Annotated in this window: 17 protein-coding genes and 4 tRNA genes; 4 read left to right on the top strand and 17 right to left on the bottom strand. The window is 53.0% G+C overall.

Annotation, left to right across the window (positions count from 1 at the left end):
• The first annotated feature begins 113 nt into the window (after nucleotides 1-113).
• From KW829_RS20030 to KW829_RS20020, 3 genes are all read left to right on the top strand, one after another.
• Nucleotides 114-1,658 carry a sensor domain-containing diguanylate cyclase gene (locus KW829_RS20030; protein WP_218308896.1) on the top strand — a complete coding sequence of 515 codons (1,545 nt, stop codon included), beginning with the start codon at nucleotides 114-116 and terminating at the stop codon, nucleotides 1,656-1,658.
• Between the two features lie 133 nt (nucleotides 1,659-1,791).
• The gene (locus KW829_RS20025; RefSeq protein WP_010425948.1) at nucleotides 1,792-2,100 is read left to right on the top strand and encodes a PTS sugar transporter subunit IIB; all 309 of its coding nucleotides are present in this window, start codon (nucleotides 1,792-1,794) and stop codon (nucleotides 2,098-2,100) included.
• Nucleotides 2,100-2,417: a PTS lactose/cellobiose transporter subunit IIA gene (locus tag KW829_RS20020; RefSeq protein WP_010425950.1), complete on the top strand. Its 318-nt coding sequence runs from the start codon at nucleotides 2,100-2,102 to the stop codon at nucleotides 2,415-2,417. The genes KW829_RS20025 and KW829_RS20020 overlap by 1 nt, the downstream gene beginning before the upstream one ends.
• Before the next feature lie 111 nt (nucleotides 2,418-2,528).
• Here KW829_RS20020 and rpoC read toward each other — a convergent pair whose 3' ends face one another.
• The 13 genes from rpoC to KW829_RS19955 form a co-directional block, all read right to left on the bottom strand.
• The gene (rpoC, locus tag KW829_RS20015; RefSeq protein WP_042715985.1) at nucleotides 2,529-6,752 is read right to left on the bottom strand and encodes a DNA-directed RNA polymerase subunit beta'; all 4,224 of its coding nucleotides are present in this window, start codon (nucleotides 6,750-6,752) and stop codon (nucleotides 2,529-2,531) included.
• Between the two features lie 76 nt (nucleotides 6,753-6,828).
• Nucleotides 6,829-10,857, bottom strand: coding sequence for a DNA-directed RNA polymerase subunit beta (rpoB, locus tag KW829_RS20010; RefSeq protein WP_100167617.1), 4,029 nt, complete (start codon nucleotides 10,855-10,857; stop codon nucleotides 6,829-6,831).
• 319 nt (nucleotides 10,858-11,176) lie between these two features.
• The gene (gene rplL / locus KW829_RS20005; protein WP_006176746.1) at nucleotides 11,177-11,542 is read right to left on the bottom strand and encodes a 50S ribosomal protein L7/L12; all 366 of its coding nucleotides are present in this window, start codon (nucleotides 11,540-11,542) and stop codon (nucleotides 11,177-11,179) included.
• 66 nt (nucleotides 11,543-11,608) lie between these two features.
• A complete protein-coding gene (rplJ, locus tag KW829_RS20000) occupies nucleotides 11,609-12,106 on the bottom strand; it encodes a 50S ribosomal protein L10 (RefSeq protein ID WP_001207203.1) in 498 nt (165 codons plus the stop codon).
• 291 nt (nucleotides 12,107-12,397) lie between these two features.
• Nucleotides 12,398-13,102, bottom strand: coding sequence for a 50S ribosomal protein L1 (rplA, locus tag KW829_RS19995; protein WP_006176745.1), 705 nt, complete (start codon nucleotides 13,100-13,102; stop codon nucleotides 12,398-12,400).
• 3 nt (nucleotides 13,103-13,105) lie between these two features.
• Nucleotides 13,106-13,534 (bottom strand): 50S ribosomal protein L11, encoded by a 429-nt coding sequence (rplK, locus tag KW829_RS19990; protein ID WP_008503452.1) that lies wholly within the window; start codon nucleotides 13,532-13,534, stop codon nucleotides 13,106-13,108.
• 156 nt (nucleotides 13,535-13,690) lie between these two features.
• On the bottom strand, nucleotides 13,691-14,236 hold the full coding sequence (gene nusG, locus KW829_RS19985) for a transcription termination/antitermination protein NusG (protein ID WP_003862341.1): 546 nt from the start codon (nucleotides 14,234-14,236) through the stop codon (nucleotides 13,691-13,693).
• Nucleotide 14,237: 1 nt separating this feature from the next.
• A complete protein-coding gene (secE, locus tag KW829_RS19980) occupies nucleotides 14,238-14,621 on the bottom strand; it encodes a preprotein translocase subunit SecE (RefSeq protein ID WP_003862342.1) in 384 nt (127 codons plus the stop codon).
• A gap of 229 nt (nucleotides 14,622-14,850) precedes the next feature.
• Nucleotides 14,851-16,035, bottom strand: coding sequence for an elongation factor Tu (gene tuf / locus KW829_RS19975; RefSeq protein WP_023309456.1), 1,185 nt, complete (start codon nucleotides 16,033-16,035; stop codon nucleotides 14,851-14,853).
• 117 nt (nucleotides 16,036-16,152) lie between these two features.
• Nucleotides 16,153-16,228, bottom strand: a tRNA-Thr gene (locus KW829_RS19970).
• Nucleotides 16,229-16,234: 6 nt separating this feature from the next.
• A tRNA-Gly gene (locus KW829_RS19965) sits at nucleotides 16,235-16,309 on the bottom strand.
• 117 nt (nucleotides 16,310-16,426) lie between these two features.
• Nucleotides 16,427-16,511: transfer RNA gene (locus KW829_RS19960), tRNA-Tyr, on the bottom strand.
• 8 nt (nucleotides 16,512-16,519) lie between these two features.
• A tRNA-Thr gene (locus tag KW829_RS19955) sits at nucleotides 16,520-16,595 on the bottom strand.
• Nucleotides 16,596-16,913: 318 nt separating this feature from the next.
• Here KW829_RS19955 and coaA point away from each other — a divergent pair.
• Complete coding sequence (gene coaA / locus KW829_RS19950) at nucleotides 16,914-17,867, top strand: type I pantothenate kinase (RefSeq protein ID WP_010426211.1); 954 nt, start codon at nucleotides 16,914-16,916, stop codon at nucleotides 17,865-17,867.
• A gap of 40 nt (nucleotides 17,868-17,907) precedes the next feature.
• Here the strand turns inward: coaA and dppF are convergent, their stop codons facing one another.
• Genes dppF through dppB form a run of 4 tightly spaced genes read right to left on the bottom strand, consistent with a single transcriptional unit; the run spans nucleotide 17,908 to nucleotide 21,828 of the window.
• Nucleotides 17,908-18,906 (bottom strand): dipeptide ABC transporter ATP-binding subunit DppF, encoded by a 999-nt coding sequence (gene dppF / locus KW829_RS19945; RefSeq protein WP_010426213.1) that lies wholly within the window; start codon nucleotides 18,904-18,906, stop codon nucleotides 17,908-17,910.
• Nucleotides 18,903-19,886, bottom strand: a complete 984-nt coding sequence (gene dppD / locus KW829_RS19940) for a dipeptide ABC transporter ATP-binding protein (protein ID WP_010426220.1) — start codon at nucleotides 19,884-19,886, stop codon at nucleotides 18,903-18,905. Before dppD ends, dppF begins: the two co-directional genes overlap by 4 nt.
• Nucleotides 19,887-19,896: 10 nt before the next feature.
• Entirely contained in the window at nucleotides 19,897-20,799 is a 903-nt protein-coding gene (gene dppC / locus KW829_RS19935) for a dipeptide ABC transporter permease DppC (RefSeq protein ID WP_010426221.1), read from the bottom strand.
• Nucleotides 20,800-20,808: 9 nt separating this feature from the next.
• Complete coding sequence (dppB, locus tag KW829_RS19930) at nucleotides 20,809-21,828, bottom strand: dipeptide ABC transporter permease DppB (RefSeq protein ID WP_006177810.1); 1,020 nt, start codon at nucleotides 21,826-21,828, stop codon at nucleotides 20,809-20,811.
• Nucleotides 21,829-21,953 lie beyond the last annotated feature (125 nt).

Raw genomic sequence — 21,953 nt, 5'->3', positions numbered from 1 at the left:
ATCTCGCCTGAAATCCTGTTCCGTATAATTCGCTACCAACCTCAGTACAGCGACTAAGCTGAGAGAATATCAGCAGGCGTAACGTATTCATCATCTGGATTAATCTACAGCTCATGGCACTTCACAGTAAAAAGCTCTCTTTCACCCGGCCGATTATGGTCAGCTTTGCGGGAATCCTCTGCAGCTTCGCGCTGATCGCCGTGTTGATTACGCTTTCTCAGAGAAAGGATTTTCTGGAGGATTATCATAAGATTAATGGTAATTTCACCCATAACCTGGCGGTGAACTATACCGAATCCATCCTGCGTGAAAACGACTATATTCTGGGGCGTGCAGCGATGTATTTTGCGCGCAATGACAGGCTGAATCAGACAATCAATGTCGATCCGGCACAAGGGCTGCAGATGTTAATGCATTTGCAAAACCTGATGCCGACCGTGTCGTCCATCTCTTTGACAGACACGCAGGGGCATTATCTGCGCGCGCCGGAAGTACTTCCAACGGAAAAGAGCAAGACATTCGACGCGCGAACCCGCCCGTGGTTTATAGGCCAGGCAGAGGCCAGTATCTTTAGCCACTATACCAGCCCCTATATGGACTACTTCACCGACCACCCAACCGTCACCCTCTACAAACCGGTGATTTCACCCGAAGGCAGGCTGAAGGGAACGCTCGCTTTTCATCTCGATTTGACCTCTATGGGATACACCCTCCGTCAAATGGTGGCTCCCGTACAGGGTGAATTTTTCGTCGTCGAACGCGATGGTGCCGTGGTACTTCACCCGGACACGGGCGCGCTCTTTAAACCATACGTCAGCGAAGCGCTGATGGACAAAATGACCAGCGGCGAAGGCCATTTATTCGATCCAAAAAGCAAATCCTGGTACTACTACTACTCCTTCACCAACCCGGACTGGTTTGTTATTTATCGGGTATCCGACGCCACGCTTACCGCCATTACCCGCCACGAAACCGTTGTTGTCAGTTGGGGATTTGCACTCGCAGCCATTATCATCATTCTGTTTGGTTTGTACCTGCGCCATGCTTCCCGTACTGTGCTGATGAATATTATCAACGCCATCAAAACCGGGGATGTCAGCCAGGCCCCGCGCCTTGAGGCGATGCTCAGCCATACCATTCAGTCAAACAAAGAGCGTGAACAGGCCTATGTGCGTCAGGCAACCCATGATGCATTAACGGGCTGTAAAAACCGCCGCGCTTTCGACAACGATGTGGATGAACTGCTGAAGGCCCATCAACCTTTCGCGCTGGGCCTGATCGATATCGATAACTTCAAATCCATTAATGACACCTGGGGACACCTGAGCGGCGATATCGTTTTGCGTAACGTTGCCCGCGAGGGGATCCAGATCATGCAGCCCCATCACATCTCTGTTTACCGCTACGGCGGCGAAGAGTTCGCGGTGATCTTCCATACGGAGCTGATCGCTACCGCTCACGCGCTGCTGGAAGCGTGGCGCACCGCCGTGGAACGGCGCGTCTGGCGTGAGGAAAACTTGCACGTGACGTTCAGTGCGGGCCTGGGGGAATGGCACTTCGAGCCGCTGGAACACTTTGTAGGTAGCGTCGATGGCGCGCTTTACACGGCAAAACAGCAGGGAAAAAATCGTATCGTTCGTACATCTGACAGCGAGTGACCACAAAATTGTAACCGGTTTCAGAAAAATGCCGATTTCTTTGTGATGCCTGACACACAATCACGGTAAAGCGGTTGTTGAAGCGGTCTGCACGGGATAATTATCAATAAACACATGTAGATCGAGGCTGATTATGAAGAACATCGTTTTATGCTGTGCAGCGGGAATGTCAACCAGCATGCTGGTTCAACGTATGAAAGATGCCGCGCAGAAAAAAGGGGTTGAAGTCACCATTAAAGCCGTTCCGGTCGCGGAGTTTAAAGACAATATCGCGACGGCCGACATCGTATTGCTGGGGCCACAGGTAAAATACGAGCAGGCGAAACTTCAGGCGCAGGCCGACCCGCTGGGCAAAAAAGTCGCGGTGATCGACATGATGGATTACGGCATGATGAAAGGTGATGCCGTACTGGAAAAAGCGCTCAAGCTGCTGGAGTCATAATGGAAGACTTAGAAACCACAATCATGGAACTGCTGGTGAACGCGGGTGCGGCGCGAAGTGCTGCTCTGACCGCACTGCAGATGGCACGTAAAGGCGACTTTAACGAAGCCGAGAAAGCGATGGAAGAGTCGCGCGAATATGTGAAGCATGCGCACACGATCCAGACGCAGCTTATCGGTCTTGACGAAGGGACCGGGAAGCTTCCGGTTAACCTGATCACCGTTCACTCCCAGGATCACCTGATGAACGCGATGGTCATTCAGGATCTGGCGGGTGATATGATTGAACTTTATCGACGGATCCCGTTGGTAAACTAATAACATACAGATGTAAAAAACCCGCCGAGGCGGGTTTTTTATTGTCGGGTGGCGCTACGCTTACCCGACCTACGAGGCATATGCCCGGTAATGTTTACCGGGCATCAACGATTACTCGTTGTCGGAACCGCCCAGACCTGCGTTCAGCAGTTCTGCCAGGCTCGCGGATGCATCTTCTGCAGTGACCTGCGGTGCAGCTGGCAGTTCGCCCGCAGCACGACGACGCATACGATCCTGGTGGTACGCATAACCGGTACCTGCCGGGATCAGACGACCCACGATAACGTTCTCTTTCAGACCGCGCAGTTCATCACGCTTACCAGCAACAGCCGCTTCGGTCAGGACACGCGTGGTCTCCTGGAACGATGCTGCAGAGATGAAGGACTCGGTTGCCAGAGACGCTTTGGTGATACCCAGCAGATCGCGTGCGAAGGTCGCACCGATTTTGCCGTTCGCTTCCAGATCGCGGTTAGCAATCTTAACGCGGGAGTATTCAACCTGTTCGCCTTCGAGGAACTCGGAGCTGCCTGCGTTTTCGATGGTTGCTTTACGCAGCATCTGACGAACGATAACTTCTATGTGCTTATCGTTAATCTTAACGCCCTGCAGACGGTAAACGTCCTGTACTTCGTTGGTGATGTAACGCGTTACCGCGTGTACGCCACGAAGACGCAGAATGTCGTGCGGAGCTTCTGGACCATCGGAAACCACGTCACCACGTTCTACACGTTCACCTTCGAACACGTTGAGCTGACGCCACTTAGGAATCATCTCTTCGTAAGGCTCGCTGCCATCTACTGGGGTGATAACCAGACGGCGTTTACCTTTGGTCTCTTTACCGAAGGAAATGATACCGCTGATTTCAGCCAGGATTGCAGGCTCTTTCGGACGACGTGCTTCAAACAGGTCCGCAACGCGTGGCAGACCACCGGTGATGTCCTTGGTACCGCTGGATTCCTGAGGAATACGCGCCAGAGCATCACCCGCACCGATCTGAATGCCATCTTCCAGCTGTACGATCGCTTTACCCGGCAGGAAGTACTGCGCAGGCATGTCGGTACCAGGGATCAGAACGTCGTTACCCTGACCATCAACGATTTTCAGTGCAGGACGCAGATCTTTACCACCGGCAGTACGTTCAGCAGAATCCAGAACCACCAGAGAAGACAGACCGGTCAGCTCGTCGGTCTGACGAGTAATGGTCTGGCCGTCGATCATGTCAGTGAAGCGGATGAAACCACTTACTTCGGTGATAACCGGCATGGTGTGTGGATCCCAGTTTGCAACGGTTTCACCGCCGGCAACCTGCTCGCCATCGCCTTTCGCCATAACCGCACCGTAAGGCACTTTATAGCTCTCTTTGGTACGACCGAATTCGTCGATCAGCTTCAGCTCGGTGTTACGAGAGGTCACAACCAGCTTGCCTGCGGAGTTAACAACAGACTTCGCGTTGCTGAGCTTGATGCTACCTTTGTTTTTCACCTGGATGCTGGATTCAGCAGCCGCACGAGATGCCGCACCACCGATGTGGAACGTACGCATCGTCAGCTGTGTACCCGGCTCACCGATGGACTGTGCCGCGATAACGCCGATTGCTTCACCTTTGTTGATGATGTGGCCACGCGCCAGGTCACGACCGTAGCAGTGCGCACATACACCAAAGTCGGTGTCACAAGATACAACGGAACGCACTTTCACTGAGTCAACAGAGTTCGCTTCCAGCAGGTCACACCAGTGCTCGTGCAGCAGCGTGTTGCGTGGAACCAGAATGTCTGCAGTGCCCGGCTTCAGAATGTCTTCCGCGGTCACACGACCCAGAACGCGATCGCGCAGTGGCTCTTTAACATCACCACCCTCGATAACCGGGGTCATGGTGATACCTTCGAGGGTGCCACAATCGTCTTCGGTCACAACCAGATCCTGCGCAACGTCAACCAGACGACGCGTCAGATAACCGGAGTTCGCTGTTTTCAGTGCGGTATCCGCCAGACCTTTACGAGCACCGTGCGTGGAGATGAAGTACTGGAGTACGTTCAGACCTTCACGGAAGTTCGCGGTGATTGGCGTTTCGATGATGGAGCCATCTGGCTTCGCCATCAGACCACGCATACCTGCCAGCTGACGAATCTGTGCTGCGGAACCACGCGCACCGGAGTCGGCCATCATGTAGATGCTGTTGAAGGAAACCTGCTGCTCTTCTACGCCGTCACGGTTAATCACGGTTTCGGTCTGCAGGTTATCCATCATCGCTTTGGATACACGATCGTTCGCCGCTGCCCAGATATCGATAACTTTGTTATAGCGTTCGCCTGCGGTTACCAGACCAGACTGGAACTGCTCCTGGATCTCAGCAACTTCGGCTTCCGCTTCAGAGATGATCTCGTGTTTCTTCTCTGGGATGACCATGTCATCGATACCAACAGATGCACCTGAACGCGCTGCATAAGCAAAGCCGGTGTACATTGTCTGGTCAGCGAAGATTACGGTCGGCTTCAGACCCAGAATGCGGTAACAGGTGTTCAGCATTTTGGAGATCGCTTTCTTGCCCAGCGCCTGGTTGACGATGGAGAAAGGCAGACCTTTCGGTACGATCATCCACAGAATGGCACGGCCAACGGTCGTGTCTTTCAGGCTGGTTTTCGCAACGAATTCGCCGTTTTCATCTTTTTCATATTCGGTGATACGCACTTTAACGCGCGCATGCAGAGAGGCCAGGCCAGCGCGATAAATACGCTCAGCTTCTTTCGGGCCAGTCAGCACCATGCCTTCGCCTTTGGCGTTAACACAGTCACGGGTCATGTAGTACAGACCCAATACAACGTCCTGAGAAGGAACGATAATTGGTTCACCGTTCGCTGGAGACAGGATGTTGTTGGTAGACATCATCAGCGCACGCGCTTCGAGCTGGGCTTCCAGCGTCAGCGGTACGTGAACAGCCATCTGGTCACCATCGAAGTCGGCGTTATAAGCCGCACAAACCAGCGGGTGGAGCTGGATAGCTTTACCTTCGATCAGGACTGGCTCAAATGCCTGGATACCCAGACGGTGCAGTGTTGGTGCACGGTTCAGCAGTACCGGGTGTTCGCGGATCACTTCGTCCAGGATATCCCAAACGACAGCTTCTTCACGCTCAACCATTTTCTTAGCGGCTTTGATGGTGGTGGCGAGGCCACGCAGTTCCAGCTTGCCGTAGATGAACGGTTTGAACAGCTCCAGTGCCATTTTCTTCGGCAGACCGCACTGATGCAGACGCAGGTATGGACCTACGGTGATAACAGAACGACCGGAGTAGTCAACACGCTTACCGAGCAGGTTCTGACGGAAACGACCCTGTTTACCTTTGATCATGTCGGCCAAAGATTTCAGAGGACGTTTGTTAGAACCGGTGATCGCACGACCGCGACGACCGTTATCCAGCAGGGCATCTACAGCTTCCTGCAGCATACGTTTTTCGTTGCGTACGATGATGTCCGGCGCAGCCAGATCCAGCAGACGCTTCAGACGGTTGTTACGGTTGATAACGCGACGATACAGATCGTTCAGATCGGACGTTGCGAAACGACCACCATCCAGCGGTACCAGTGGACGCAGATCTGGCGGCAGAACCGGCAGAACGGTCAGGATCATCCACTCTGGCTTGTTGCCAGACTGAACGAACGCTTCCAGCAGTTTGATACGCTTGGTCAGCTTTTTACGCTTGGTTTCGGAGTTAGTTTCGTTCAGCTCTTCACGCAGCTGCTCGCACTCTTGCTCCAGATCCATGCTCTTCAGCAGGGCCTGGATAGCTTCCGCACCCATCTTCGCGTCGAATTCGTCACCGAACTCTTCCAGCGCGTCCAGATACTGTTCTTCGGTCAGAATCTGGTTACGTTCCAGGTTCGTCATACCGCCTTCGATCACAACATAAGATTCGAAGTACAGAACACGTTCGATATCGCGCAGCGGCATATCCAGCAGCAGGCCGATACGGGACGGCAGAGATTTCAGGAACCAGATGTGAGCAGTCGGAGACGCCAGCTCGATGTGGCCCATACGCTCACGGCGTACTTTGGTCTGGGTCACTTCAACGCCGCACTTCTCACAGATCACACCACGGTGTTTCAGGCGCTTGTACTTACCGCACAGGCACTCATAGTCTTTTACTGGCCCGAAAATACGCGCACAGAAAAGGCCGTCACGCTCAGGTTTGAACGTACGGTAGTTGATGGTTTCCGGCTTTTTAACTTCACCAAAAGACCATGAACGGATCATGTCTGGCGAAGCCAGAGCAATTTTGATCGCATCAAACTCTTCGGTTTTAGTCTGCGCTTTCAGAAACTTTAATAAATCTTTCACGGATTTGCTCCCGTCGGAGTTAGCACAATCTGGTGTCGGGGGTTAACCCGACACCAGTGACCTGTTTGAGCGAGAATTACTCGTCTTCCAGTTCGATGTTGATACCCAGCGAACGAATCTCTTTCAACAGTACGTTGAAGGATTCTGGCATGCCCGGCTCCATCTGATGGTTGCCGTCCACGATGTTCTTATACATCTTGGTACGACCGTTCACGTCATCAGACTTAACGGTGAGCATTTCCTGCAGGGTGTATGCTGCGCCGTATGCTTCCAGCGCCCACACTTCCATCTCCCCGAAGCGCTGACCACCGAACTGAGCCTTACCACCCAGCGGCTGCTGAGTAACCAGGCTGTAAGAACCGGTAGAACGAGCGTGCATCTTGTCGTCGACCAGGTGGTTCAGTTTCAGCATGTACATGTAACCTACGGTTACCGGACGCTCGAACTGTTCACCGGTACGGCCGTCAAACAGCGTAATCTGACCAGACGTTGGCAGACCACCCAGTTGCAGCAGCTCTTTAATTTCAGCTTCTTTTGCACCGTCGAATACCGGCGTTGCAATTGGCATACCCTTACGCAGGTTTTCCGCCAGACGCAGAACTTCATCATCGCTGAAGGTGTTCAGGTCGACTTTCTGACGCACGTCGGTACCCAGATCGTAGGCACGCTGGATGAATTCGCGCAGTTTCGCGACTTCTTCCTGCTGCTTCAGCATGGCGTTAATCTTGTCGCCGATACCTTTCGCAGCCATACCCAGGTGGGTTTCCAGGATCTGACCGATGTTCATACGAGACGGTACACCCAGTGGGTTCAGTACGATATCTACCGGCGTACCGTTAGCATCGTGCGGCATATCTTCGATCGGGTTGATCTTAGAGATAACACCCTTGTTACCGTGACGACCTGCCATCTTATCACCAGGCTGGATCTGACGTTTAACGGCCAGATAAACCTTAACAATCTTCAGCACGCCTGGTGCCAGATCGTCGCCCTGAGTGATTTTGCGGCGTTTCGCTTCGAGTTTTTTCTCGAACTCGTGTTTCAGTTCGTCATACTGCTCAGCCAGCTGTTCCAGCTGATTTTGTTTCTCTTCATCGGTCAGGCCAAGTTCCAGCCAGCGATCGCGTGGCAGTTTGTCGAGCTTCTCAGCTTCAACGCCACCGGCAACCAGCACCGCATAGATACGGCTGAACAGACCCGCTTCGAGGATCTGCAGTTCTTCAGACAGGTCTTTCTTAGCCTGTTTGAGCTGCATCTCTTCGATTTCCAGCGCACGCTTATCTTTCTCAACGCCGTCACGGGTGAAGACCTGAACATCGATAACCGTACCGGAAACACCGTTTGGTACGCGCAGAGAAGAGTCTTTAACGTCAGACGCTTTCTCACCGAAGATTGCACGCAGCAGTTTCTCTTCTGGCGTCAGCTGGGTTTCACCTTTAGGCGTAACCTTACCAACCAGAATGTCGCCGCCGGTCACTTCCGCACCGATGTAAACGATACCGGATTCATCCAGTTTAGAGAGCGCAGCTTCACCCACGTTCGGGATGTCAGCGGTGATCTCTTCTGGCCCCAGCTTGGTGTCACGGGACACACATGCCAGTTCCTGAATGTGGATGGTGGTGAAACGATCTTCCTGAACCACACGCTCGGAGACGAGGATGGAGTCTTCGAAGTTGTAACCGTTCCACGGCATGAACGCTACGCGCATGTTCTGACCGAGCGCCAGTTCACCGAGGTCGGTGGACGGACCGTCTGCCAGCACGTCGCCACGCTCAACTGGCTCACCCAGAGATACGCAAGGCATCTGGTTGATACAGGTGTTCTGGTTAGAACGGGTGTATTTGGTCAGGTTATAAATGTCGATACCCGCTTCGCCCGGATACATCTCGTCTTCGTTAACTTTGATAACGATACGGGATGCGTCGACGTACTGAACGGTACCGCCACGCTTAGCAACTGCAGTAACACCGGAGTCAACGGCAACAGCACGTTCCATACCGGTACCAACCAGCGGCTTATCAGCACGCAGAGTTGGAACGGCCTGACGTTGCATGTTCGCACCCATCAATGCACGGTTGGCGTCATCGTGTTCCAGGAACGGGATCAGGGACGCACCGACGGATACCACCTGCTGAGTGGATACGTCCATGTAGTCAACCTGGTCGCGGCTGAACAAGCTGGATTCGCCTTTGCTACGGCAGGTAACCAGATCTTCTACAAAGTGGCCTTCGTCATCCAGGTTGGAGTTCGCCTGAGCGATAACGTAGTTGCCTTCTTCGATAGCAGACAGGTAATGAATTTCGTCGGTAACAACACCGTCGGTCACTTTACGATACGGGGTCTCGAGGAAACCGTATTCGTTAGTCTGTGCGTACACGGACAGAGAGTTGATCAGACCGATGTTTGGACCTTCAGGCGTTTCGATTGGACATACGCGACCGTAGTGGGTCGGGTGTACATCTCGAACTTCAAAGCCTGCGCGCTCACGGGTCAGACCGCCCGGGCCGAGTGCAGAGATACGACGTTTGTGCGTAATCTCAGACAGCGGGTTGTTCTGGTCCATGAACTGAGACAGCTGGCTTGAACCGAAGAACTCTTTCACTGCTGCAGAAATCGGCTTGGCGTTGATCATATCCTGAGGCATCAGGGTATCCAGATCGCCCAGAGACAGACGCTCTTTCACCGCACGCTCAACACGCACCAGGCCAACGCGGAACTGGTTTTCCGCCATTTCGCCTACGGAACGGATACGACGGTTGCCGAGGTGGTCGATATCATCCACTTCGCCTTTACCGTTACGGATATCGATGAGCTTCTTCATCACTTCGATGATGTCGTCTTTGCTCAGGATACCGGAACCTTCGATCTCATCACGCAGCAGAGAACGGTTGAACTTCATACGACCAACCGCGGACAGATCGTAGCGGTCTTCGGAGAAGAACAGGTTCTCGAACAGGCTTTCCGCCGCTTCGCGAGTTGGTGGCTCACCAGGACGCATCATGCGGTAGATTTCTACCAGCGCGCTCAGACGATCGGTGGTTGGGTCGACACGGATAGTCTCAGAAATATACGCGCCGTGGTCCAGATCGTTGGTGAACAGCGTTTCGATACGTTTGTGGCCAGACTGGCTCAGCTTAGCCAGCAGATCCAGGCTCAGCTCCATGTTCGCTGGGCAGATCAGCTCACCCGTTGACTCGTCAACGTAATCTTTCGCGGCTACTTTTCCTGCAATGTACTCAACCGGAACTTCGATGAGTTTGATATCATCTTTTTCCAGCTGGCGGATATGGCGCGCGGTGATACGGCGACCTTTTTCCACATACACTTTGCCGTCGGCTTCGATGTCGAACGACGCGGTCTCACCACGCAGACGTTCCGGCACCAGCTCCATCTGCAGCTTGTTGTCGCGGATTTCAAAGATCACTTTCTCAAAGAACAGGTCCAGGATCTGTTCAGTGGTGTATTGCAGCGCACGCAGAATGATGGTTGCAGGCAGCTTACGACGACGGTCGATACGGACAAACAGGTTGTCTTTCGGATCGAACTCGAAGTCCAGCCATGAACCACGGTAAGGAATGATACGTGCGTTATACAGTACTTTACCGGAAGAGTGTGTTTTACCTTTATCGCTGTCGAAGAAGACGCCCGGGCTACGATGCAGCTGGGAAACGATAACACGCTCAGTACCGTTGATTACGAAAGTACCGTTGTCTGTCATGAGTGGAATTTCACCCATGTAGACTTCTTGTTCTTTAATGTCTTTAACGGTGCCTTCCGGCGCTTCGCGCTCGTAGATCACCAGACGCAGTTTTACGCGCAGCGGTGCGGAATAGGTCACGCCACGGATCTGACATTCCTGAACGTCAAACACCGGTTCGCCAAGGCGGTAGCTGACGTACTGCAGCTCGGAGTTACCGCTGTAGCTCTGAATCGGGAACACGGAGCGGAAGGCTGCTTCCAGACCGTACTGCCCTTCAGGATCTTGCTCGATAAACTTCTGGAACGAGTCAAGCTGGATAGAAAGGAGATATGGAATGTCCAGAACTTGTGGACGTTTACCAAAATCCTTACGAATACGTTTTTTCTCGGTATAGGAGTAAACCATAGGGTTCCTCAGCTCGCTGACAAGTCGACCCATCTGTCCGACGAAGGGACAGTTTGTGCAACACCATTTTGTGGACCGGAAAATTGAATACTTTCCGCAATACCTGTTGCTATCACGCTTAAATCATTTCGTCGCGATTTACACAGAGCGAGCACCCTGTCGCAATATATTAAGTCGTCGATAGAAACATGCATTGTCAGGACAACCAGCAGTCAAACAGTGTGAAATGCTACTGATGCCTTACAGCGCAAAAAGGCTGGTGACTAAAAAGTCACCAGCCATCAGCCTAATGACTTAGGCTGCAACCAGAAAAGTTGGCTTATTTAACTTCAACTTCAGCGCCAGCTTCTTCCAGAGATTTTTTCAGTGCTTCTGCGTCGTCTTTGCTCACGCCTTCTTTCAGCGCAGCTGGAGCAGATTCTACCAGGTCTTTAGCTTCTTTCAGACCCAGGCCAGTTGCGCCACGTACTGCTTTGATAACAGCAACTTTGTTAGCGCCAGCAGCTTTCAGAATTACGTCGAATTCAGTTTTTTCTTCAGCAGCTTCAGCCGGGCCCGCAGCTACAGCTACAGCAGCAGCAGCAGAAACACCGAATTTTTCTTCCATTGCAGAAATCAGTTCTACAACGTCCATTACGGACATAGCTGCAACTGCTTCAATGATTTGATCTTTAGTGATAGACATTTAAATTGTTCCTGAAAATCAGAATAAGTTTATACGTAAGCAAATGCTTTATAAAGATAACTGCGATTAAGCAGCTTCTTTCGCATCGCGAACAGCAGCCAGAGTGCGAACCAGTTTGCCAGCCGAAGCTTCTTTCATGGTTGCCATCAGGCGTGCAATTGCTTCTTCGTAGGTCGGCAGGGTTGCCAGGCGATCGATTTGCGATGCCGGGATCAACTCACCTTCAAAGGCTGCAGCTTTGACCTCAAATTTTGCATTCGCTTTCGCGAACTCTTTGAACAGACGAGCAGCAGCGCCCGGGTGTTCCATAGAGTATGCAATAAGGGTCGGACCAACAAACGTGTCTTTCAGGCACTCGAACTGAGTACCTTCAACTACGCGACGCAGCAGGGTGTTACGAACAACACGCATGTATACGCCAGCTTCACGACCTGCTTTACGCAGTTCAGTCATTTTGTCTACAGTAACGCCACGGGAATCCGCAACTACTGCAGACAGCGCGCCTTTGGCTACTTCGCTGACTTCAGCAACAATCGCTTGTTTGTCTTGAAGATTTAAAGCCATTAGCTTTGCTCCTGGATGTTTGCCGGAACTCATGTCCCGGAACTCACTTCACTCTCCCCAACGAGGAGAGCGTCTTAATACGGTGAGCAGAAACAAGCCAGAGTATTCAAAAATAATCTTAGCGTTCTGTCACCGTCTACGCAGGGGATTAAGTCTCTTACGAAACACCTGCGGTCTTCGACGGAGGCCTGGATTAGGCCAGGCTCCAACGAACAATTCTGTTAGCCGCTAACTTTCGTTAGCAAACGTGGGGGTAAGATTGTAGACAAAATCACCGCCCACGTAAAGGCATTAGTTTGCAGCAGCGCTCAGGCCAGCCTGGTCAACTGCAACACCTGCACCCATGGTGGTGGAGATGCTAACTTTCTTGATGTACACGCCTTTAGCCTGAGTTGGTTTTGCTTTTTTCAGCGCAACCAGCAGAGATTCCAGGTTTTCTTTCAGTTTGTCAGCGTCAAAGTCCACTTTACCGATGGTGGTGTGGATGATGCCGTTTTTGTCGTTACGATAACGAACCTGACCTGCTTTAGCGTTCTTAACCGCTTCAGCAACGTTAGGCGTTACAGTACCCACTTTCGGGTTTGGCATCAGGCCGCGTGGACCCAGAACCTGGCCCAGTTGGCCAACAACGCGCATTGCATCTGGAGAAGCAATAACAACGTCAAAGTTCATTTCGCCTTTCTTGATCTGATCAGCCAGATCTTCCATACCTACCAGTTCAGCGCCGGCAGCTTTAGCAGCTTCAGCGTTTGCACCCTGAGCAAATACAGCTACGCGAACGGAACGGCCAGTACCGTGTGGCAGTACAGTTGCGCCACGAACGTTCTGATCGGATTTACGAGCGTCGATGCCCAGGTTAACGGCAACGTCAACGCTTTCAACGAACTTAGCAGTTGCCAGTTCTTTCAGCAGAGCGATAGCTTCGTTGATGTCGTACTGTTTGGTCGCATCAACTTTGTCACGGATCACGGACATGCGCTTGGTCAGTTTAGCCATTTCTTAGTCCTCCACTACCAGGCCCATGGAACGTGCAGTACCTTCGATTGAGCGAGTCATCGCTTCAATGTCGGCACCAGTCATGTCGGCAGCTTTGGTCTGCGCGATTTCCTGCAGCTGAGCGCGGGAAATTTTACCCACTTTGTCTTTGTTCGGCTTACCGGAACCAGACTTGATACCAGCCGCTTTCTTCAGCAGAACTGCTGCTGGAGGGGTTTTGGTAACGAAAGTGAAAGAACGGTCAGCGTAAACAGTGATTACGACTGGGATTGGCAGACCTTTTTCCAGGGATTCAGTTTTTGCGTTGAACGCTTTACAGAATTCCATGATGTTCACACCCTGCTGACCCAGAGCTGGACCAACTGGTGGACTTGGGTTCGCCATACCAGCTGCAACCTGCAGCTTGACGTAGGCTTGTACTTTCTTAGCCATTCTAAAATCCTCTGATTGGGTGATAGCGCCTCAGAGAGGCTCCCCGTGAATAAAATTCGTTTTACGGGCCGTAACCCATAAAAACAAAAGGCGCGAAATTGTATTCCAATCTCGCGCCTTGTGCAACGATTTAATCGTTGCTTTTTTGATCGCTGCTTAGGCTTTTTCGACCTGTGCAAAGTCCAGCTCTACCGGGGTCGCACGACCGAAGATAGAAACAGACACTTTCAGGCGGGACTTCTCGTAGTCCACTTCTTCAACGACGCCGTTAAAGTCAGCAAACGGACCGTCATTAACACGAACCATCTCACCCGGTTCAAACAGCGTTTTCGGACGCGGCTTATCACCCACCTGCTGCAGGCGGTTCATAATCGCATCAACTTCTTTATCGCTGATTGGCGCCGGACGGTCAGACGTGCCGCCGATAAAGCCCATCACGCGCGGTACGCTGCGCACCAGGTGCCAGCTCGCGTCGTTCATCACCATCTGAACCAGCACGTAACCCGGGAAGAATTTACGCTCGCTTTTGCGACGTTGGCCGCCACGGATCTCGACCACTTCTTCGGTCGGAACCATAACTTCGCCAAATAACTCTTCCATGTTGTGTAATTTGATATGCTCACGCAGCGACGTAGCTACGCGGCCTTCAAAACCGGAAAACGCCTGAACGACGTACCAACGCTTTTTAGGGGCTTCAGACATCTTAGAACCTCAGGCCAGTGATAAAGGAAACCAGGCGAACCAGAATACCATCCAGTCCCCACAGGATCAGTGACATTACAGCGGTAACCGCCGCTACGATCAGCGTGGTGTGCAATGTTTCCTGGCGAGTCGGCCAAATGACCTTGCGGACTTCGGTACGTGCTTCGCGAGCGAAAGCGACAGTCGCTTTGCCTTTTGTCGTCAACAGCGCGACACCACCCGCTGCAGCAATCAGAATTACCACTGCAAGCGCGCGTAGCGGCAGCATCATGTCACGATAAAGATAGTTGCCAACAATTGCCACGATCAGCAGCACGGCTACAACTACCCATTTCATCGCTTCCAGGCCGCGCCCGCTCCCTTGAGCTTCGGTATTCGCACTCATAAACCAACCTGTCAGAAGTATTCTACAAACATTTTCACCCCGCGATTGCGAGGCAAACCAAATCGAAATGCTTATTCGCTTTTCGGATTATACGCTCTCTGCAGAGCCTGTCTCAGCAATGATTATGACAAAAATAATCACTGATGAGCCAGGTTCTGATGTGAAAGCGTGCAAAAAGGGCATCAAATGATGCCCTTTTATTGCGCATTGCGTCAAATGTTATCAGCGATTAGCCGAGAACTTTAGCAACAACGCCCGCGCCAACGGTACGGCCGCCTTCACGGATTGCGAAACGCAGACCATCGTCCATCGCGATTGGGTGGATCAGAGTCACAACCATCTTGATGTTGTCGCCTGGCATTACCATCTCAACGCCTTCTGGCAGTTCGATGGTACCGGTCACGTCAGTTGTACGGAAGTAGAACTGTGGACGGTAGCCTTTGAAGAACGGAGTATGACGGCCGCCTTCGTCTTTGGACAGGATGTACACTTCAGATTCGAACTTGGTGTGTGGCTTGATTGAGCCTGGCTTCGCCAGAACCTGACCACGTTCGATTTCTTCACGTTTGATACCACGCAGCAGAACACCAACGTTCTCACCAGCACGGCCTTCGTCCAGAAGTTTGCGGAACATTTCAACGCCAGTACAGGTAGACTTAGCAGTCTCTTTGATACCAACGATTTCAACTTCTTCGCCAACTTTGATGATACCGCGCTCTACACGACCGGTAACAACGGTACCACGACCGGAGATGGAGAATACGTCTTCGATTGGCAGCAGGAACGGCTTGTCAATCGCACGCTCTGGTTCTGGGATGTAAGAATCCAGGAAGCCAGCCAGTTCGATGATTTTTGCTTCCCACTCTGCGTCGCCTTCCAGCGCTTTCAGCGCGGAACCACGAACGATTGGGGTGTCGTCGCCTGGGAAATCGTACTGAGACAGCAGTTCACGAACTTCCATCTCTACCAGTTCCAGCAGCTCTTCGTCATCAACCATGTCGCATTTGTTCAGGAACACGATGATGAAAGGAACGCCTACCTGACGACCCAGCAGGATGTGCTCACGAGTCTGAGGCATTGGGCCGTCAGTCGCAGCAACAACCAGGATCGCGCCGTCCATCTGCGCAGCACCGGTGATCATGTTTTTAACATAGTCGGCGTGGCCTGGGCAGTCTACGTGTGCGTAGTGGCGAGTCGGGGTGTCGTACTCAACGTGGGAGGTGTTGATGGTGATACCACGAGCTTTTTCTTCTGGTGCGTTATCGATCTGGTCGAATGCGCGAGCAGAACCACCGTAGGTTTTTGCCAGAACGGTAGTGATTGCAGCGGTCAGCGTTGTTTTACCATGGTCAACGTGGCCGATAGTACCGACGTTAACGTGCGGTTTTGTACGTTCAAACTTTTCTTTAGACATCGATTGTCCCTCTAAGACACGGATAAATCGGTGATATCACCACATCAACCAGGCGAAATGCCTGAACTGTTGAATACATTTAAATTGAAACAGAGAGAAACGGGAGGAGAAGTGAAGTGGTGCTGATACCCAGAGTCGAACTGGGGACCTCACCCTTACCAAGGGTGCGCTCTACCAACTGAGCCATATCAGCACGTATTGGAGCGGGCAGCGGGAATCGAACCCGCATCATCAGCTTGGAAGGCTGAGGTAATAGCCATTATACGATGCCCGCATCCTGAAACTCGGCTACCCAGTTCTTTCTGTAACAAAAAAAGAGATTTCTCTCTTTTCATGTTCGAGCTGGTTAATTTTTCCAACCAGCTCCGGCGGCATTTACGCTGCCAGAAAGTGGTGGTGGGGGAAGGATTCGAACCTTCGAAGTCTGTGACGGCAGATTTACAGTCTGCTCCCTTTGGCCGCTCGGGAACCCCACCGGACTTGATGGTGCCGACTACCGGAATCGAACTGGTGACCTACTGATTACAAGTCAGTTGCTCTACCTACTGAGCTAAGTCGGCATCAAGTAGCGCGCATTCTATGGAGACATGCGCAGTCATGCAACTAAAAAATTGCATAAAACGTTCTTTCGCTCACATTTTATGCGAAACCAGTGCTAACCGCTTTAAATTCATCCGCTCGCGGTCAAATATTCAACATGAACCCCTGATTTACCCCTTCTATACCGTACCGTGATACCTCCCGCGTAAAGCATCGCTTTCCCATATTTTTTCTTATTATTCCTGTCATCTGGTGTTAACCTCCTGCCCATTGTCCAAAATTAACTATGTGAAGAGCCATGACCCGGCAGTTTTGTGCTGGCTCACAGAAGCATGCTTATGAGCAAAAAAGAGCAAACGTTAATGACACCTTATCTTCACTTTAACCGCAGCCAGTGGGCTGCCCTGCGTGATTCCGTTCCCATGACGCTGACGGAAGGTGAAATCGCACGGTTAAAAGGGATAAACGAAGATCTGTCCCTGGAAGAGGTGGCAGAGATTTATCTTCCCCTCTCTCGCTTGCTTAACTTCTATATAAGCTCGAACCTCCGCCGCCAGGCGGTACTGGAACAGTTCCTCGGTACTAACGGTCAGCGTATTCCTTATATCATCAGTATCGCGGGCAGCGTGGCAGTTGGTAAAAGCACCACCGCGCGCGTGTTACAGGCGTTACTGAGCCGCTGGCCAGAACACCGCAGCGTGGAGCTGATTACCACCGACGGCTTCCTGCATCCCAATGAAGTATTGAAAGAACGCGGGTTGATGAAGAAGAAGGGCTTCCCGCTCTCTTATGATATGCACCGTCTGGTGAAATTCGTCTCTGATCTGAAATCGGGCGCGCCTAATGTCACTGCGCCGGTTTACTCACATCTGATTTACGACCGTATCCCGGATGGAGACAAAACGGTTGTGCAGCCAGATATCCTGATTCTGGAAGGGTTAAACGTGCTGCAAAGCGGGATGGATTATCCTCACGACCCGCATCACGTCTTTGTTTCCGACTTTGTTGACTTCTCTATCTATGTCGATGCGCCGGAAGATCTGCTGAAAAGCTGGTATATCAACCGCTTCCTGAAGTTCCGCGAAGGGGCGTTCACCGATCCTGATTCCTACTTCCATAATTACGCCCAGCTCTCTAAAGAAGAGGCGATCAACGTCGCAACGGGACTGTGGAATGAGATCAACTACGTGAACCTGAAAGAGAACATTCTGCCAACACGTGAGCGCGCCAGCCTGATCCTCACCAAGAGTGAGAAACACGCTGTCGACCAGATCCGTCTACGGAAGTCATAACGCAGATATAAAAAAACCGGCTTCACGCCGGTTTTTTTCTTTACGCATGCGGCTTTTCGCCATTTTCATCCTGATCGACCGCGAAGCAGGCCACCAGTTGTCCACGATAATCCTTCAACTGTGGCTGCAACTGCGTGCAGGGTCCGAAGCGTCGGCTACAGCGGGCATTGAACGCACATCCCGGAGGCGGATTCAGCGGGCTTGGCAACTCGCCGGTCAGCTTAATGCGCTCACGACGATCGTCCGGGTTCAGACGCGGCGTCGCAGACAGCAGTGCCTGGGTATACGGGTGACGAGGATTATTAAAGATTTGCTCTTTCGTCCCTTTCTCCACGCAGCGCCCTAGGTACATCACCATCACTTCATCGGCAATGTGCTCCACGACAGACAAATCATGTGAAATGAACACATACGACAGCCCCAGATCCTGCTGCAGATCCATCATCAGGTTCAGCACCTGCGCACGTACGGATACGTCGAGCGCAGAAACAGGCTCATCGGCAATCACCACGTCCGGGTCGAGCATCAGACCGCGGGCGATGGCAATACGCTGACGCTGGCCGCCCGAGAACATATGCGGGTAGCGATCGTAATGCTCCGTTTTCAAACCCACTTTCGCCATCATCGCCAGCGCTTTCTCACGACGCTGCTCTTTGCTCAGGTTGCTGTTGATCAGCAGCGGCTCTTCCAGAATCTGCCCCACTTTTTTGCGCGGGTTCAGTGAACCGTACGGGTTCTGGAACACAATCTGGATTTTCTGGCGACGCAGTTTCTGCGCCTGTGGGTCGTGCTTGAGCAGATCCTGCCCCTGATAGTACAGCTCGCCGCCGGTTGGCACTTCAATCATCGTCAGCAGACGGCCCAGCGTCGATTTGCCACAGCCGGACTCCCCTACCACCGCAAGCGTTTTACCGCGCTCAAGGGTAAAGGAGACACCGTCCAGCGCTTTGACCAGGCGCTCGGGAGCAAATAAGCCCTTCTTCACCGGGTAGTGTTTTTTCAGGTCGATGGCCTGCAACAGCAGTTGTTGCGTACTCATAGTGTTGGCCTCCCGGCATCATCGAGTGGGTAGTGGCATTTGGACTGGCGACCGTCAGCCAGCAGATTCAGCTCTGGCTCGTCGACGCGGCATTTATCCGTCGCATACGGGCAGCGCGGGTTAAGCAGACAGCCCTGCGGACGGTCATATTTACCCGGCACAACCCCAGGAAGCGAGGCCAGACGCGCTTTATCCTGCGCAAATTCCGGCAGCGCGCGCAGCAGAGCCTGCGTATACGGATGACGCGGGGCACGGAAGATATCGTGTGAACTTCCGGTCTCCACCACCTGGCCTGCATACATCACGATGATTTTGTGTGCCGCTTCAGCCACCAGCGCCAGATCGTGCGTAATCAGCACCAGCGCCATATTCTCTTTCTGCTGCAGCTCCAGCAGCAGCTCGATGATTTGCGCCTGGATGGTTACATCCAGCGCGGTTGTCGGTTCATCGGCGATCAGCAGTTTTGGCCGACAGGCAATTGCCATGGCGATCATCACGCGCTGGCTCATCCCTCCGGATAACTGGTGCGGATATACATCCAGACGCGATGCCGGATCGGGAATACCCACCTGCGTCAGCAGATCGATAGCGCGCTGACGGCGGGTTTGCTTGTTACCCCCCTGATGCACCTTGATGGCTTCCATAATCTGGAACCCCACGGTGTAACACGGGTTCAGGCTGGTCATTGGGTCCTGGAAGATCATCGCCACTTCCGCGCCCACCAGCTGGCGGCGCTGCTTCTCGGAAATGCGCTGCAGGTCCTGACCATTAAATTCCAGGCTTTCCGCCATTACGCGGCCGGGATAATCAATCAGCCCCATAATTGCCAGCGAGCTGACTGACTTGCCGGAACCAGACTCCCCTACGATACCAACCACTTCACCCTGATTTACGCTGTAGCTGATGCGGTCCACGGCGCGAAACGGTGTGCCTTCGTCGCCGAAGTGTACCGATAATTTATCTACATTTAATAACGCCATCTCGTGCCTCTTACTGCTTCAGTTTGGGATCAAGTGCATCACGCAGACCATCACCCATCAGGTTAAATGCCAGCACCGTCAGCAGAATCGCCAGACCCGGGAAGGTGACGACCCACCAGGCGCTTTGCGCGAACTGCAACACGTCGGAGAGCATCGTGCCCCACTCCGGTGTTGGCGGCTGCGCACCCATGCCAAGGAAGCCAAGAGCGGCCATATCGAGAATGGCGTTAGAGAAACCGAGCGACGCCTGAACAATCAGCGGCGCAAGGCAGTTAGGCAGAATATTGACGAACATCTGGCGCATCGCACCCGCACCCGCCACGCGAGAAGCGGTGACGTAGTCTCGATTCACCTCAACCAGGACAGCCGCACGGGTTAATCGGACATAGTGCGGCAGCGCAACGAACGTCAACGCCAGGGCAGCATTACCTATCGAAGGTCCAAACACCGCCACCAGCACCAGCGCCAGCAGCAGGCTTGGCAACGCCAGCATGATGTCGACGATACGCATAATGACGTTATCGACGATGCCGCCGAAGTAGCCAGCCACCAGGCCGAGCACAACGCCCATGATCAGCGACAGTACAACAACGAGGCAGCCCACCAGCAGCGACAGACGCGCGCCGTACATCAGACGCGACAGCACGTCACGGCCCACATCATCGGTACCGAGCAGGTGCGTCAGGCTACCGCCGTCCTGCCACGCAGGTGGCGCGAGTAGCGCATCGCGGAACTGGTCCGCCGGGTTATACGGTGCGAGGAAGTTCGCAAACACCGCAATCAGGATCATGATAACAACATACACCAGCCCTACCACCGCGCCTTTATTGCGCTTGAAGTAGTGCCAGAACTCCTGCAGCGGCGTCATAGGAACCGGTGCAGCGACCACGTTATTTTGAGTGACTTGTGACATGACGGCCCCTTACTTCTTATGACGAATACGCGGGTTCACCACGCCGTACAGCAAATCGACCAGCAGGTTGACGAGGATAATCATCGTCGCAACCAGCAGCACACCGCCCTGCACAACCGGATAGTCACGGCGCTGCAGCGCGTCAATCAGCCAGCGACCGAGGCCCGGCCAGGAGAAGATGGTTTCCGTCAGGATCGCCCCTGCCAGCAGCGTCCCCACCTGCAGACCGATAACGGTAACGACCGGCAGCATGGCGTTACGCAGGGCATGAACGATGATCACGCGCATGCGGGTTAACCCTTTGGCACGCGCGGTACGGATGTAATCTTCGCCCAGCACTTCCAGCATGGAGGAACGGGTCATACGCACGATCACCGCCAGAGGAATGGTGCCCAGCACCATCGCAGGCAGGATCATGTGCGCGACGGCATCAATGAAGTTGCCCTCTTCGCCCCAGATAGCCGTGTCGATCAGCATAAAGCCGGTGAGCGGGTTGGTATCATCAAGGAAGACCATATCGCTGACGCGCCCGGAGACCGGGGTTAGGTTCCATTGCACGGAGACCAGCATGATCAGCATCATGCCCCACCAGAAGATAGGCATGGAGTAACCGGTCAGCGCCAGACCCACGGCGGTATGGTCAAAAATAGAGCCACGCTTAACGGCAGCCAGTACCCCAACAGGAATACCCACCGCAGTGGCGAAAATCATGGCGCAGATGCCCAGTTCCAGCGTCGCTTTGAAACGCGGCACGAACTCGTCCCACACCGGAAGACGGCTTTTGAGTGAAATCCCTAAATCACCGTGCAACACGCCCCAGATATAGTGGAGATACTGCTGCCACATTGGCTTATCAAGGCCGAGTTCAGCCAGCAGTTGCGCATGACGCTCAGGGGAGATACCACGCTCGCCCGCCATAATCATTACCGGGTCGCCGGGGATCATATGGACGAAGGCAAAAGTGAGAAGGGTGATACCGATAAACGTCGGGATAACGAGTCCCAGACGTCGGAGAATGAACTGCAACATAACCCGGATTCTCTCTGATGACGCACGACCAGTGGCGTGACGTCTGTATTGCTCAAAAATGTAAATTCCCTCTCCCTGTGGGAAAGGGTTAGGGTGAGGGAATGTATGCACGACCCTCACCCCTG

This window comes from Enterobacter sp. ENT02, assembly GCF_019219165.1.
Classification (GTDB): domain Bacteria; phylum Pseudomonadota; class Gammaproteobacteria; order Enterobacterales; family Enterobacteriaceae; genus Enterobacter; species Enterobacter mori.
Note: the sequence above shows the minus strand (reverse complement) of the source record. Positions and strands in the feature narration are given on the sequence as shown.

Excerpts from the sequence above, each read along its gene's own strand:
- KW829_RS20030 (WP_218308896.1), top strand. The coding sequence starts at position 114 with ATGGCACTTCACAGTAAAAAGCTCTCTTTCACCCGGCCGATTATGGTC.
- KW829_RS20025 (WP_010425948.1), top strand. The coding sequence starts at position 1,792 with ATGAAGAACATCGTTTTATGCTGTGCAGCGGGAATGTCAACCAGCATG.
- KW829_RS20020 (WP_010425950.1), top strand. The coding sequence starts at position 2,100 with ATGGAAGACTTAGAAACCACAATCATGGAACTGCTGGTGAACGCGGGT.
- rpoB (WP_100167617.1), bottom strand. The coding sequence starts at position 10,857 with ATGGTTTACTCCTATACCGAGAAAAAACGTATTCGTAAGGATTTTGGT.
- rplL (WP_006176746.1), bottom strand. The coding sequence starts at position 11,542 with ATGTCTATCACTAAAGATCAAATCATTGAAGCAGTTGCAGCTATGTCC.
- rplJ (WP_001207203.1), bottom strand. The coding sequence starts at position 12,106 with ATGGCTTTAAATCTTCAAGACAAACAAGCGATTGTTGCTGAAGTCAGC.
- rplA (WP_006176745.1), bottom strand. The coding sequence starts at position 13,102 with ATGGCTAAACTGACCAAGCGCATGTCCGTGATCCGTGACAAAGTTGAT.
- rplK (WP_008503452.1), bottom strand. The coding sequence starts at position 13,534 with ATGGCTAAGAAAGTACAAGCCTACGTCAAGCTGCAGGTTGCAGCTGGT.
- nusG (WP_003862341.1), bottom strand. The coding sequence starts at position 14,236 with ATGTCTGAAGCCCCTAAAAAGCGTTGGTACGTCGTTCAGGCGTTTTCC.
- secE (WP_003862342.1), bottom strand. The coding sequence starts at position 14,621 with ATGAGTGCGAATACCGAAGCTCAAGGGAGCGGGCGCGGCCTGGAAGCG.
- tuf (WP_023309456.1), bottom strand. The coding sequence starts at position 16,035 with ATGTCTAAAGAAAAGTTTGAACGTACAAAACCGCACGTTAACGTCGGT.
- coaA (WP_010426211.1), top strand. The coding sequence starts at position 16,914 with ATGAGCAAAAAAGAGCAAACGTTAATGACACCTTATCTTCACTTTAAC.
- dppF (WP_010426213.1), bottom strand. The coding sequence starts at position 18,906 with ATGAGTACGCAACAACTGCTGTTGCAGGCCATCGACCTGAAAAAACAC.
- dppD (WP_010426220.1), bottom strand. The coding sequence starts at position 19,886 with ATGGCGTTATTAAATGTAGATAAATTATCGGTACACTTCGGCGACGAA.
- dppC (WP_010426221.1), bottom strand. The coding sequence starts at position 20,799 with ATGTCACAAGTCACTCAAAATAACGTGGTCGCTGCACCGGTTCCTATG.
- dppB (WP_006177810.1), bottom strand. The coding sequence starts at position 21,828 with ATGTTGCAGTTCATTCTCCGACGTCTGGGACTCGTTATCCCGACGTTT.